Consider the following 13,562-nt stretch of genomic DNA (forward strand, 5'->3'; position numbering starts at 1 on the left):
GTTCAGCCCTTGCGCGCCTTGGCGAAGGCCTCGGCCATGGCGCCGCCGAGCGCGGCAGCGCCCTGCCCGGCGCCGCGCTGACGCCGCTCGCCGCCCCCCTGGCGGCGCTCTCCGCCCTGACGCGGCTTGTCCGACTTGGCCTTGGGCCGGGCCGGGCGCTGGCCCGACCTGGCCGCCTCGCCCGCGGCACGCGCCGGCGCCTTGCCGCGCCCGCTCGCCCCGCCCTTGGTGCCATCCTCGTCGCCGAGGCGCCGGGTGAGGGCGATGCGCTTGCGCTCGAGATCGACCTCGAGCACCTTGACCTTGACCAGATCGCCCGACTTGACCACCGCATGCGGGTCCTTGACGAAGCGATCGGCGAGCGCCGAGATGTGCACCAGACCGTCCTGGTGCACGCCGATGTCGACGAAGGCGCCGAAGTTGGTGACATTGGTCACCGTGCCCTCGAGCACCATCCCCGGCTTGAGATCGGCCAGGGTCTCGACGCCGTCCTTGAACTGCGCGGTCTTGAACTCCGGGCGGGGGTCGCGACCGGGCTTCTCCAGCTCGGCGAGGATGTCGCGCACCGTCGGCAGACCGAAACGTTCGTCGGTGAACGCGGCCGGGTCGAGCGCGCGCAGCGTCGCGGTATCGCCGATCAGCGCGCCGATCTCCTTGCCGGTGTGCGCGACGATGCGCCGCACCACCGGATAGGCCTCGGGATGCACCGCCGAGGCATCGAGCGGCTCGTCGCCGTCGGGCACCCGGAGGAAGCCGGCGCTCTGCTGGAAGGTCTTGTCGCCGAAGCGCGACACCGCCATCAGCGCCTTGCGATTGGCGAAGGCGCCGTGGTCCTCGCGGAACTGGACGATGTTCTCGGCCAGCCCGCGGTTGAGCCCCGAGACCTGGGCGAGCAGCGGCACCGAGGCGGTGTTGAGATCGACGCCGACGGCGTTGACGCAGTCCTCCACCACCGCGTCCAGGGTGCGCGCGAGCTGCCCCTGGTTGACATCGTGCTGGTACTGGCCGACGCCGATCGCCTTGGGCTCGATCTTGACCAGCTCGGCGAGCGGGTCCTGCAGCCGCCGCGCGATCGACACCGCGCCGCGCAGCGAGACGTCGAGGAGCGGCAGCTCCTTGGAGGCGAACTCCGAGGCCGAGTAGACCGAGGCGCCGGCCTCGCTGACCACCAGCGAGCGCAGCCCCAGCTCGGGGTGACGCTCGATCAGCTCGCGCACCAGCCGGTCGGTCTCGCGCGAGGCGGTACCGTTGCCGATGCTCACCAGCTTGACCGCGTTCTGTCGCGCCAGCTCGGCGAGCCGGGCGATGGCGTCGTCCCACTGCTTGCGCGGCGCGTGCGGATAGATGGTGTCGGTGTCGACCACCCGCCCGGTGGCGTCGACCACCGCCACCTTGACCCCGGTGCGCAGCCCCGGGTCGAGCCCGAGGGTCGGCAGCCGCCCGGCCGGCGCGGCCAACAGCAGCGCCTTGAGGTTGAGACCGAAGACGCGGATCGCCTCGCCCTCGGCGGCCTCCAGCAGCCGCCCCTTGAGCTCCAGGTCGAGCCGGGTGAGGAGCTTGACGCGCCAGCACTTGCGCACCGTCTCGACCAGCCAGTCGTCGGCGGCGCGGCCCTGCTGGGCGATGCCGAAGCGCGCGGCGATGCGCGCGCGGCAGGGGGCGTCGGGGTCCTCGCCGGGACCCGACAGCAGCTCCAGCGCGAGCACCCCCTGGTTGCGACCGCGAAACAGCGCCAGGGCGCGGTGCGAGGGGATCTTGGCGATCGCCTCGCGATAGTCGAAGTAGTCGGCGAACTTGTTGCCCTCCTGCTCCTTGCCCTCGAGCACCCGCGAGACCAGGATGCCCTGCTCCCACAACCGGTCGCGCAGCTCGCCGGCGAGTTCGGCGTCCTCGGCGAAGCGCTCCATGAGGATCTGGCGCGCGCCCTCGAGTGCGGCCTCGGCATCGGCCACCCCGCGCTCGGCCTCGACATAGGCCGCGGCGCACTGCTCGGGCACCTGGGTGGGATCGGCGAGCAGCGCCTCGGCCAGCGGCTCGAGCCCGGCCTCGCGGGCGATCTGCGCCTTGGTGCGACGCTTCGGCTTGTGCGGCAGATAGAGGTCCTCGAGCCGCTGCTTGGTCTCGGCCGCGACGATCTCGGCGTGCAGCTCGGCGGTGAGCTTGCCCTGCTCCTCGATGCTCTTGAGCACGGTGACGCGGCGCTCGTCGAGCTCGCGCAGATAGACCAGCCGCTCCTGCAGATGACGCAGCTGGACGTCATCGAGACCGCCGGTGACCTCCTTGCGATAGCGCGCGATGAAGGGCACGGTGGCGCCCTCGTCGAGCAGCCGCACGGCCGCCTCCACCTGCTCCGGTCGGACCGCGAGTTCCTGGCTGATGGTCTCGGTGATGCTGATCATTGACTCTCGTTCATCGTTGCGAAAAGGGAAAACCGGGCGCGGCGTCACGACCACGCCGGCGTCGCGCCCGTGGCATCATACCCGAGCACAGCGGCGGCGATCTCCCGGCGCCGCGCGACAGGACCCGAACGATGACCGACGAAGACCTCCACTGGCAACCGGCGAGCACCGCGCCCGCACTCGGCGACGACGAGATCCATCTGTGGCGGATCGATACCGGCGAGCACCACGGCCAGGCGCTCGAGACGGCGCGCGCCGTGCTCGAGACGGCGCAGCTGGCGCGGCTCGCGCGCATCCGCGACCCGGCCCAGCACGCCCGCGCCGTTCGCGCCCAGGCCGGGCTGAGACGGGTGCTCGGGCGCTATCTGGGCGAGCCGCCGCAACTGGTCAAGGGCGCCAACGGCAAGCCCTATCTCGACGCGAGGCAGGCGGCGCTCGCCTTCAATCTCACCACCAGCGGCGAGCTGGCGCTGCTCGGGGTGCGCCGCGGCAGCGGGCCACGGGCCGAGCTCGGCGTCGACTGCGAGTGGATCCGCCCGCGCGCGCGGCTCGCGGCGGTGGCGCGGCGGATGTTCGACCCCGCCACCTGCGCGGCGGTGCTCGCCCACCCCGAGGAGGCGCGGCTGGTGCCCTTCTGTCGCGCCTGGACCGCGCTCGAGGCCGATGCCAAGTGCGACGGGCGCGGGCTGATGCGCCCGCGCGCGGCGGCAAGCCCACTGCCGCGCATCGCCCACTGCCGCCCCGCCCCCGGCTACATCGCCGCGCTGGCCAGCCCGACCTTGCCGCCGCGCGCGCGCTGGCGCGCGCTGGCGCTCGTCGATGACTGATCGGCAGTATACTGCCGCCCCCGTATCCAGGAGTTACCCTTGGTGGACACCCTAGAGATCATCCTCCTCGCCCTGGTCCAGGGCATCACCGAATTTCTCCCCATCTCCAGCTCCGGGCACCTGATCCTCACCCCGCTGCTGTTCGGCTTCGAGCTGCAGGAGCTGGCCTTCGACGTCGCTCTGCACCTCGGCACCCTCGGCGCCGTGACCCTCTACTTCCGCCGCGAGATCGCGCGCATGACGGTCGCCGTGCTCGGCTCGCTGCGTCACCGTCGGTTCGATGATCCCGACGCCCGGCTCGGCTGGATGATCGTGCTCGCCACCGTGCCGGTGGTGGTGCTCGGGCTGCCGCTCAAGCTGGTGCTGGAGTTCCTCCGCGACGACCCGACGCTGATCGCCACGGTGATCGCCGCCACCAGCATCGGCTTCGGCCTGCTGCTGTGGTGGAGCGACTGGCGCGGCGCGCGGCGGCGCGACGAGTACAGCCTGGGCTGGCGCGGGGCGCTGGTGGTGGGGGTGATGCAGGCGCTGGCGATCATCCCCGGCACCTCGCGCTCGGGCATCACCATCACCGCCGGGCTGCTGCTCGGGCTGACCCGGCGCGCCGCCTCGCGCTTCTCCTTCCTGCTGGCGATCCCCACCATCCTCATGGCGGGCACGGTCGAGGGTATCGAGCTGGCCGGACAGGGCGCTGCGGTCGACTGGATGGGGTTGGCGCTCGGCGCGGTGTGGTCGATGCTCTTTGCCTATCTCACCATCCATCTGTTCCTGCGCTTCATCGAGCGCGTCAGCATGCTGCCCTTCGTGCTCTACCGCGTGGCGCTCGGCGGGCTCATCCTGTTGCTGGTGTGGTAGCGTCGGGGAGCGGGCCGCCATCCGGTGACCACGCGCCAACCGCCCCGAGGAGAAGGCATGACCCGACCCGAGCCCCGCTCGCTGCTCGAGAATCACCGTCCCGACTACGCCGGCGGCGGCATCGTCAACCTGATGAGCACGCTGATCGCCGCGCGCGGCGGCCAGCCGGAGACGCCGACGCTCACCGCCCTGCCCCCGGCGCGACTGGCCGACACCCGCAACCTGGTGCTGCTGGTGATCGACGGGCTGGGCGCCGACTGGCTGCGGCGCCACGCCCCCGAGGGGCTGCTCGCGCGTCATCGCATCGCTACCCTGAGCACGGTGTTCCCGGCGACCACCGCCGCGGCCATCACCACCTATCTCACCGGCGACGCGCCGCTGCGTCACGGGCTGACCGGCTGGCACACCTATCTGCGCGAACTCGGCTGCGTGATGGCGGTGCTGCCCGGCACCCCGCGCTACGGCGGTGTCTCCTACGCGCGCGCCGGGATCGACCCGGCGCGGCTGTTCGGCACCCGCCCGGTGTTCGACCGCATCGCCACCCGTTCGAGCGTGATCGCGCCGCAGTTCATCATCGACTCCGACTTCAACCGCGCCCACAGCGGGCAGGCCGAACGGCTCGGCTTCCAGGGGCTCGACGACATGTTCGGCCAGGCCGCGCGGGTGATCCGCGCCGCCCCCTGGCGTCCCGGTCGGCGCCGTCACGACACCGCCCCGCGCTATCTCTATCTCTACTGGCCGAGGCTCGACACCATCGGTCACCAGCAGGGTATCGAGAGCGCGGCGGCGGTCGGTCATCTGGCGCAGATCGAGGCCGCGCTCGCGCGCTTTCTCGAACAGATCACGGGGACCGACACCCAGGTGCTGGTGTGCGCCGACCACGGCCAGGTCGACAGCACCCCCGAGACCCGGGTCGATCTCGACGACCACCCGGAGCTGGCCGAGTGTCTGGCGCTGCCGCTGTGCGGCGAGCCGCGCGCGGCCTTCTGCTATCTGCGCCCGGGGCGCGAGCGTCAGTTCCTCGACTACTGCGAGGCGCATCTGGCCGAGCGGGTGGAGGTGGTGCCGAGCAACCGGCTGATCGAGCTGGGGATGTTCGGCAGCGGCGAGCGCAACCCGCGACTGGCCGAGCGGATCGGCGACTACTGTCTGCTCGCGCGCGACAACGCGATCGTCGTCGATCGCCTGCCGAACGAGCGCCCCCACCCGGTGGTCGGGGTGCACGGCGGGCTGAGTCGCGCCGAGCTGGAGGTGCCGCTGGCGCTGCTGCGCCCGGACTGAGCGCCGGGCGCGGGCGGGATCACATCAGCCCGAGCTGGAGCCGGGCCTCGTCGCTCATCCGCTCCTGGGTCCAGGGCGGATCCCACACCAGCGCGACATCGACCTCGCCGACGCCCTCGACCCGCGCCACCGCCTGTTTGACCATCAAGGGCATCATCCCGGCGACCGGACAACCGGGGGCGGTGAGGGTCATCTCCACGGCCACCGCGCCGTCGGCGGCGATGTCGATGGTGTAGATCAGGCCGAGGTCATAGATGTTGACCGGGATCTCCGGGTCGTGGACGCCGCGCAGGGCGGTGACGATCGACTCGCGCAGGGCCTCGGCGTCGACGACCGCCGGCGGTGCGTCCTCGACCTCGGTGGCGTCACGCCCGGCGTCGGCGGCGAGCGCCGCCACCTCGTCCTCGTGGTCCTGCTCGCGTTTGCCGAATCCGGCGAGGCGGGCCAGTCTGTTCATGGATGCGAACCTCTTCGACTGCAGATGATGCCGACGGGCCGGCGCCCGCGCGGGCGCCGACACCGCTCAGTCCAGGGGCGCGGCCTCGAGCCGGTCGCCGACCAGGGCCGCGATCTCGGCGCGCAGCGCCTCGTCGCCGAGCCGCCCGATGATCTCCTCGGCGAAACCGAGACAGAGCATGCGCCGGGCGCTGGCCTCGGGGATGCCGCGGGCGCGCAGATAGAACAGCATCTGCGGGTCGATCTGACCGACCGTGGTGCCGTGGCTGCACTTGACGTCGTCGGCGTTGATCTCGAGCTGCGGCTTGGTGTCGATCTCGGCGCGCTCGGAGAGCATCAGATTGCGGTTGGACATCGCCGCGTCGGTGCGCTGGGCGTCCTGGGCGACGAACACCCGACCGTCGAACACCGCGCGTCCCTGACCGTAGAGGATGCCCTTGAACAGCTCGACGCTGGTGCAGTCGGGCACCGCGTGGTCGACATCGAGGTGATAGTCGATGAGCTGACCGTCGCCCGAGAGATAGAGCCCGTGGAGCACGCACTCGGCCCCCGGCCCGGCGAAACGGGTGTTGATGTCGGTGCGCGCCCAGCGCCCGCCGAGACCGATGTTGAGCCCCTGATAGCGGCTGCGCGCCTGCTGGTGCAGATAGAGCGTGCTGAGATGGAACGACTCGGCCGAGTCGTGCTGGATGCGCTCATGATCGAGCCGCGCCTCGGCCGCGAGGTCGATCTCGAGCACGGCGTTGGTGGCGTGCGCGATGCTCGGCTCGGCCCCGACATAGCGCTCGACGAGCCGTGCCTCGGCGCCCTCGCCGAGCACGATCAGGTGGCGCGGCTGGGCCAGCGTCGGGCGCTCGCCGGTGGTGACGTGGAGCAGTTCGAGCGGGCGCTCGAGCCGCGCGCCGGGCGCAAGCAGCACCACCAGCCCGTCGGCGCCGCCGGCGGCGTTGAGTGCCGGGAAGAGCGCGGCGGGATCGTCGGCGAGCGCACCGAGATGGGGGCGCACCGCCTCCGGATCCTCGGCGAGCAAGCGCGCCAGCGAGTCGATCCGCACGCCCTCGGGGAGCGCGCCGAGACGGCCGTGCTCGGGGGCATACCGGCCATTGACCAGCACCACCCGATCGGCCTCGAGGCCCTCGACCAGCAGCGGCGCCAGCGCCTCGGCGGCGAGCACCGCCGCGCCCTCGTCGAACGCCTGCTCGAACAGTCGGCGCGGGTTGGTGTAGCGCCAGGCCTCCTGCTTGCTCCCCGGGACACCGAGCGCCGTCGCCCGCTCGCGCGCACTCGTGCGCCAGGCCTCGAGCCACGCCGGGCTGCCGTTCGGGGTGGCGGCCCCGAGCCAGGTCGCCAGCTCGCCACTCATGCCGCCGCGCCCTCGTCGGTGATCCAGCCGTAGCCGTGCTGCTCGAGTTCGAGCGCCAGCTCCTTGCCGCCGGAGCGGATGATCCGGCCCTTGTAGAGGACGTGGACGAAATCGGGCTCGATGTAGTCGAGCAGACGCTGGTAGTGGGTGACCACGATCATCGATCGCTCGGGGCTGCGCAGCGCGTTGACGCCCTCCGAGACCACCCGCAGGGCGTCGATGTCGAGTCCGGAGTCGGTCTCGTCGAGGATCGCCAGCTTGGGCTCGAGCAGCGCCATCTGGAAGATCTCGTTGCGCTTCTTCTCGCCGCCGGAGAAGCCGGCGTTGACCGCGCGCTTGAGCAGCGAGTCGTCGAGGTGCAGCACCTTCAGCTTCTCCTTGATCAGGCGCATGAAGGAGACCGCATCGAGCTCGTCCTCGCCGCGCGCCTTGCGGATGCTGTTGAGCGCGGACTTGAGGAAGTAGGTGTTGTTCACCCCCGGCAGCTCGACCGGGTACTGGAAGGCGAGAAACAGCCCGAGCTGGGCGCGCTCCTCGGGCTCGAGCGCGAGCAGGTCGCGCCCCTCGAAGCTCGCCGTGCCGCCGGTGACGGCATAGCCCTCGCGGCCCGAGAGCACATGCGCGAGCGTGCTCTTGCCCGAGCCGTTGGGGCCCATGATGGCGTGCACCTCGCCGGGGCCGATGCGCAGGTCCAGCCCGCGCAGGATCTCTTTGTCGCCGACGTTGGCCCGCAGGCCAGTGACAGATAGCATCGTCCTCTCCCAATCGTCCGGAACCCGCGCGGGTTCCCTGTCCGAATCTTGCGTGTTGTTTCGCCGAGCCCGCGCGGCGCTAGCCGACCGCACCTTCCAGGCTGATGCTGAGCAGCTTCTGCGCCTCGACCGCGAACTCCATCGGGAGCTCGTTGAAGACTTCCTTGCAGAACCCGTTGACGATCATCGACACCGCATCCTCCTCGCTGAGCCCGCGGGCGCGGCAGTAGAAGAGCTGGTCGTCGCTGATCTTGGAGGTGGTCGCCTCGTGCTCCATGTTCGCCGAGGGGTGTTTGACCTCGATGTAGGGCACGGTGTTGGCGGTGCAACGATCGCCGATCAGCAGCGAGTCGCACTGGGTGTGGTTGCGCGCGTTGGCCGCGCGCTGACCGATCCGCACCAGCCCGCGATAGGTCTGGCGCCCCTCGCCCGCCGAGATGCCCTTGGAGACGATGGTCGAGCGGGTGTTGGGACCGATGTGGATCATCTTGGTGCCGGTGTCGGCCTGCTGGCGACCCTTGGTCACCGCCACCGAGTAGAACTCGCCGACCGCGTCCTCGCCGCGCAGCAGGCAGCTCGGATACTTCCAGGTGATCGCCGAACCGGTCTCGACCTGGGTCCAGGAGATCTTCGAGCGCGCGCCGCGGCAGTCGCCGCGCTTGGTGACGAAGTTGTAGATACCGCCGCGTCCCTGGGCGTCGCCCGGATACCAGTTCTGCACCGTCGAGTACTTGATCTCGGCGTCATCGAGCGCGATCAGCTCGACGACGGCGGCGTGGAGCTGGTTCTCGTCGCGCTGCGGTGCGGTACAGCCCTCCAGATAGCTGACGTAGCTGCCCGCCTCGGCGACGATCAGGGTGCGCTCGAACTGCCCGGTGTTGCGGGCGTTGATGCGGAAGTAGGTGCTCAGCTCCATCGGGCAGCGCACCCCCTCGGGGATGTAGACGAAGGTGCCGTCGCTGAACACCGCCGCGTTGAGACAGGCGAAGTAGTTGTCGGTGTGCGGCACCACCGAGCCGAGGTACTGCTTGACCAGCTCGGGGTAGGCGTGCACCGCCTCGGAGATCGAGCAGAAGATCACTCCGGCCTCGGCCAGGGTCTCGCGGAAGGTGGTGGCCACCGAAACGCTGTCGAACACCGCATCGACCGCCACCCCGGCGAGCGCCTTCTGCTCCTCGATGGGGATGCCGAGCTTCTCGTAGGTCTCGAGCAGCGCGGGATCGACCTCGTCGAGGCTCTTGGGGCCGTCCTCGGGGCGCTTGGGCGCGGAGTAGTAGGAGATCGCCTGGAAGTCGATCGGCGGATGATCGACATCGGCCCAGTTCGGCGGCGTCATGGTCAGCCAGTGGCGATAGGCCTTGAGCCGCCACTCGGTCATGAACTCGGGCTCGCCCTTGCGTGCCGAGATCGCGCGCACCACGTCCTCGTCCAGCCCCGGCGGCAGGGTATCGGACTCGATCTCGGTGGTGAAACCGTGCTCGTACTCGGATCCGACGATGTCTTCGACGGCTGGGGTTGAGGTCATCGCTCCAGGCTCCGCTTATTCTCAGTAATTTGCTCAGTTATTAATATACGCCGCCAAGGGCACGAATCAACACCCCGCGCAACGCGGCAGTTCGTCTCGTCGACCTCGGGGGGCTGGACGGTGCCGGACATCGGCCCGCGTGCGGTGATGTCCACCGGATATTGCAGATAAACGGCGATTATATTCCAACTCGACGGCTGCTTTCACATCGAACTTGCAAATGCGAGGCGTTCACGTGGCAGCGGCTTCCCCGGCGGGGGCGCTCGAACCGGGTCGGGGACCCAACCATACAGCGACGCGCACCGGCCTGTCTCGTCCGCCATGCACCGGCATCGACCAGGCTCCGCCCGATCCGTGGGCAAGGACGCCTCCCCCGAGCGCACCGCAGCGCGCACGGTGCGTTCGCGCTGTTCTCCGAAGCAAGCGACGGGCCAGCGCCGGCGACGAGGGTCAGTCGGTGCCGAGCAGCCGCTCCAGGTGGGCGACGATGCGCTCGCCGGCGCGCCCGTCCCAGCGCTCGGGAATCTCGCCGCGCGGCCAGCGACCATCGAACAGTCGCGCCAGCGCCGGGCCGAGACGCTCGGGATCGGTGCCGACGAGCAGGTTGGTGCCGATCTCCACCGTCTCCGGGCGCTCGGTGGTGTCGCGCAGGGTCAGGCAGGGCACCCCGAGCACCGTGGTCTCCTCGGTGATGCCGCCGGAGTCGGTGATCACCGCGCGGGCGTGACGCACCAGATGGTTGAACTCCAGATAGGGCTGGGGCTCGATCAGGTGCAGGGTCTCGGGCACCGCGTCGAGCCGCTCCAGGGTGCGCGCGGTGCGCGGATGCACCGGGAAGACCACCGGCTGCCCGCGGGTGTGCTCGGCCACCGCGCGGAGCAGGCGCGCGAAGGCGCCGTCGGCGTCGACATTGGCCGGGCGGTGCAGGGTGAGCACGAAATACTCGCCCGGCCTCAGCCCCAGGTCGTCCCAACACGGCGGCGGACGCAGCCGGTCGAGATTGGCCAGCAGGGTGTCGATCATGGTGTTGCCGACGAAGAAGATCCGCTCCTCGCCCACCCCGGCGGCGCGCAGATTGGCGTTGGCGTGCGCGCTGGTGGTGAAGAACCAGTTGGTGATCGCATCGGTCACCATGCGGTTGATCTCCTCGGGCATCCCCCAGTCGCCGGAGCGGATGCCGCCCTCGACGTGCGCCACCCGCACCCCGAGCTTCTGCGCGGCGATGGCGCAGGCCATGGTCGAGGTCACGTCCCCCACCACCAGACAGAGCGCGGCGGGGTGCTCGAGCAGCAACCGCTCGTAGCGGGTCATGATCGCCGCGGTCTGCTCGGCCTGGGTACCGGAGCCGACCTCGAGATTGATATCCGGCGCGGGGATCCCGAGTTGTTCGAAGAAGTCGCCCGACATCCGCCGGTCGTAATGCTGTCCGGTGTGCACCAGACGATACTCGAGCCCGCCGCCGTCCGCGCGCCGCTGCTCCAGGGCGCGGATGATGGGCGCGATCTTCATGAAGTTCGGGCGTGCACCGGCGATGATGTCGATCAGGGGCATGGATCCGGTCCCTCGTTGGCGATGAGGCGCGACAGTACGGGCCGCGCGCGCAGAGCCTAACGCGCCGCTCGCGGCCCGTCACCCGCCGCCGCCCGCGCCTCTCGCCACGCGCTACCGGGCAAAGCTTGTCCACTCCAAAAAGACTTCAACATCGGCGGACACTTAAGCGCGTCGCGCACAGGTTATCCACAGATGGAACCACAGCAACTGTGGATAACCGAATCGTCATCCACACCCGGCCCCCGACCGTGACAGGAGCGAGCCATGCGCCCAGACCCATCCACCGCCCTGCTGATCGACATGGACGGCGTGCTCTACCAGGGCGAGCAGGCCATCGCCGGCGCCGCCGAGACCCTCGACTGGCTGCGCGCCAACGCGGTGGCCCACCGCTTCGTCACCAACGCCAGCTCGCGCCCGCGCGCGCAGCTTGTCGCGCGCCTCGCCGGTCACGGCATCACGGTCGAGGAGACGCACATCCTCACCCCGCTGGTGGCCGCCGCCGACTGGCTGCGCGAGCAGGTCGACGGCCCGGTCGCGGCCTTCGTCCCCGACGCCACCCTGGCCGACCTCGACGGGCTCGCCCTCGCCCGCGACCCCGAGCACGACCGCGCCGGCGCCGTGGTCGTCGGCGATCTCGGCGCCGGGTGGGACTTCGCCACCCTCAACCGCGCCTTCCGCTTCCTCATGCAGCCCGACGCCCCGCCCCTGCTCGCCCTCGGCATGACCCGCTACTGGCGCGCCGAGGACGGGCTGCGCCTCGACACCGCGCCCTTCGTGATGGCGCTGGCGCATGCCAGCGGGCGCGAGCCCCAGGTCTTCGGCAAGCCCGCCGCGGCCTTCTTCGAACGCGCCCTCGCGGCGCTCGGCGCCAGCCCCGCGACCACCTGGATGATCGGCGACGACCTGCGCGGCGACGTCGGCGGCGCCCAGGCCGCCGGGATGCGCGGCCTGCTGGTGCGCACCGGCAAGTTCCGCGCCGACGAGCTGGCGACGAGCGACATCCGCCCCGAGGCGGTGCTCGACTCCATCGCCGAGCTGCCGCGCTGGTGGAGCGGCGGCGACTGAAGCGGTTTGCCCGGGGACGATTTTGTGCGATGGTCGGGGTAACAGCGGGCTCCGGCCCCATCGTCAGATCATCGAGTCAGACCCCATGAAACCGGCTCCATCGCCACAGGTCCTGGCCAACCCGCGCTTCCGTCGGCTGTTCACCGCCCAGGTGATCGCCCTGGTCGGCACCGGGATGAGCACGGTGGCGCTCAGCCTGCTCGCCTTCGCCCTCGGCGGCGCCCAGGCCGCGGTCATCCTCGGCGCCGCGCTGGCGTTGAAGATGGTCGCCTATGTCTTCTTCGCCCCGGTGTTCGGGGGGCTGGCGCACCGCCTGCCGCGCCGCCCCTTCCTGGTGACCATGGACCTGATCCGCGCCGCGGTGCTGCTCGCCCTGCCCTGGGTCGACGCGTTGTGGCAAGTGCTCGCGCTGATCTTCCTGCTCAACCTCTGCGCCGCGGGCTTCAAGCCGGTGTTCTCCGCGACCATCGCCGACCTGCTCCCCGACGAGGCCGAGTACACCCGCGCCCTGGCGCTCTCGCGTCTGGCCTACGATCTCGAGGCGCTGCTCAGCCCGCTGCTCGCCGGTGCGGCGCTGCTGTTGATCAGCGACGACGGGCTGTTCGCGCTCAACGCCCTCGCCTTCCTCGTCTCGGCGGTGCTGGTCGCGCGCACCCTGCTGCCCGCGGCCAGAGCGCCGGAGCGCACCGGCACGCTCGGCGCCGAGATCCTCTTCGGCGTGCGCGCCTATCTCGCCACCCCACGGCTGCGCGGACTGCTCGCGCTCTATCTCGCGGTGGCCGGTGCCAGCGCCATGGTGATCGTCAACACCGTGGTCTATGTGCGCGACACCCTCGGTGCCAGCGAGTCGATGGTGGCCATCGCCCTGGGCGCGACCGGCGCCGGCTCGATGCTCACCGCGCTGGCGGTGCCGCGACTGCTCGAGCACATCAGTGAGCGGCGGTTGATGCTCGGCGGCGCGGCGCTGCTCGGCGCCGGGCTGCTGCTCGTCGCCAGCGGCCCCGGCCTCGGCGGGCTGCTCGCCATCTGGGTGCTGGTCGGCGCAGGTCTCTCACTGGTGCAGACCCCCGCCGGTCGGGTGATCAACCGCTCGGCCGCCGCCGGTGATCGCGCCGCCTACTTCTCGGCGCACTTCTCGCTCTCGCACGCCTGCTGGCTGGTGTTCTATCTGCTTGCCGGCGCGCTCGGCGCCGCGCTCGGCACGCCCGCCACCGCGCTCCTGCTGGGACTGGCCGCGCTCGCCTGCACCGTGCTCGCCGCCCGGCTGTGGCCGCGCGACGATCGCGCGGTGCTCGAACACCACCACCGGGCGCTCGACCACGACCACCTCCATACCCACGACAGCCACCACGACCACCCGCACGCGGGCTGGGAGGGGCCGGAGCCGCACCGCCACCGGCACCACCACCGGGCGCTGCGCCACGCCCACGACTTCGTCATCGACACCCATCACCCGGTCTGGCCCGACGCGCGCCCGGCCTGACCCAC

General features: G+C 70.9%; 11 protein-coding genes. 5 read left to right on the top strand and 6 right to left on the bottom strand.

Going from position 1 to position 13,562, the window contains the following annotated elements; translation table 11 throughout:
• Nucleotides 1-2: 2 nt before the first annotated feature.
• Nucleotides 3-2,399, bottom strand: a complete 2,397-nt coding sequence (locus EDC29_RS07665; RefSeq protein ID WP_132229238.1) for a Tex family protein — start codon at nucleotides 2,397-2,399, stop codon at nucleotides 3-5.
• Between the two features lie 131 nt (nucleotides 2,400-2,530).
• Between EDC29_RS07665 and EDC29_RS07670 the strand changes: the two genes are divergently transcribed.
• Genes EDC29_RS07670 through EDC29_RS07680 form a run of 3 tightly spaced genes read left to right on the top strand, consistent with a single transcriptional unit; the run spans nucleotide 2,531 to nucleotide 5,362 of the window.
• Complete coding sequence (locus EDC29_RS07670) at nucleotides 2,531-3,226, top strand: 4'-phosphopantetheinyl transferase family protein (protein WP_132229240.1); 696 nt, start codon at nucleotides 2,531-2,533, stop codon at nucleotides 3,224-3,226.
• Nucleotides 3,227-3,268: 42 nt separating this feature from the next.
• On the top strand, nucleotides 3,269-4,081 hold the full coding sequence (locus tag EDC29_RS07675; protein WP_123141686.1) for an undecaprenyl-diphosphate phosphatase: 813 nt from the start codon (nucleotides 3,269-3,271) through the stop codon (nucleotides 4,079-4,081).
• Nucleotides 4,082-4,138: 57 nt separating this feature from the next.
• Nucleotides 4,139-5,362: an alkaline phosphatase family protein gene (locus EDC29_RS07680; protein WP_132229242.1), complete on the top strand. Its 1,224-nt coding sequence runs from the start codon at nucleotides 4,139-4,141 to the stop codon at nucleotides 5,360-5,362.
• Between the two features lie 19 nt (nucleotides 5,363-5,381).
• Here EDC29_RS07680 and EDC29_RS07685 read toward each other — a convergent pair whose 3' ends face one another.
• From EDC29_RS07685 to wecB, 5 genes are all read right to left on the bottom strand, one after another.
• Nucleotides 5,382-5,819, bottom strand: coding sequence for an SUF system Fe-S cluster assembly protein (locus EDC29_RS07685; protein ID WP_123141678.1), 438 nt, complete (start codon nucleotides 5,817-5,819; stop codon nucleotides 5,382-5,384).
• 66 nt (nucleotides 5,820-5,885) lie between these two features.
• On the bottom strand, nucleotides 5,886-7,181 hold the full coding sequence (gene sufD, locus EDC29_RS07695) for a Fe-S cluster assembly protein SufD (protein ID WP_132229244.1): 1,296 nt from the start codon (nucleotides 7,179-7,181) through the stop codon (nucleotides 5,886-5,888).
• Entirely contained in the window at nucleotides 7,178-7,933 is a 756-nt protein-coding gene (gene sufC / locus EDC29_RS07700; RefSeq protein ID WP_123141680.1) for a Fe-S cluster assembly ATPase SufC, read from the bottom strand. The genes sufD and sufC overlap by 4 nt, the downstream gene beginning before the upstream one ends.
• Before the next feature lie 79 nt (nucleotides 7,934-8,012).
• Nucleotides 8,013-9,458 carry a Fe-S cluster assembly protein SufB gene (gene sufB / locus EDC29_RS07705; RefSeq protein ID WP_123141681.1) on the bottom strand — a complete coding sequence of 482 codons (1,446 nt, stop codon included), beginning with the start codon at nucleotides 9,456-9,458 and terminating at the stop codon, nucleotides 8,013-8,015.
• 450 nt (nucleotides 9,459-9,908) lie between these two features.
• Complete coding sequence (gene wecB / locus EDC29_RS07710) at nucleotides 9,909-11,009, bottom strand: non-hydrolyzing UDP-N-acetylglucosamine 2-epimerase (RefSeq protein WP_132229246.1); 1,101 nt, start codon at nucleotides 11,007-11,009, stop codon at nucleotides 9,909-9,911.
• Between the two features lie 264 nt (nucleotides 11,010-11,273).
• Between wecB and EDC29_RS07715 the strand changes: the two genes are divergently transcribed.
• Together EDC29_RS07715 and EDC29_RS07720 are read left to right on the top strand one after the other, a co-directional pair.
• Nucleotides 11,274-12,074 carry a TIGR01458 family HAD-type hydrolase gene (locus EDC29_RS07715; protein WP_123142648.1) on the top strand — a complete coding sequence of 267 codons (801 nt, stop codon included), beginning with the start codon at nucleotides 11,274-11,276 and terminating at the stop codon, nucleotides 12,072-12,074.
• 85 nt (nucleotides 12,075-12,159) lie between these two features.
• Nucleotides 12,160-13,557 carry an MFS transporter gene (locus EDC29_RS07720; protein WP_132229248.1) on the top strand — a complete coding sequence of 466 codons (1,398 nt, stop codon included), beginning with the start codon at nucleotides 12,160-12,162 and terminating at the stop codon, nucleotides 13,555-13,557.
• Nucleotides 13,558-13,562 lie beyond the last annotated feature (5 nt).

The organism is Marichromatium gracile (assembly GCF_004343155.1).
In the GTDB taxonomy this organism is placed as follows: Bacteria; Pseudomonadota; Gammaproteobacteria; order Chromatiales; family Chromatiaceae; genus Marichromatium; species Marichromatium gracile.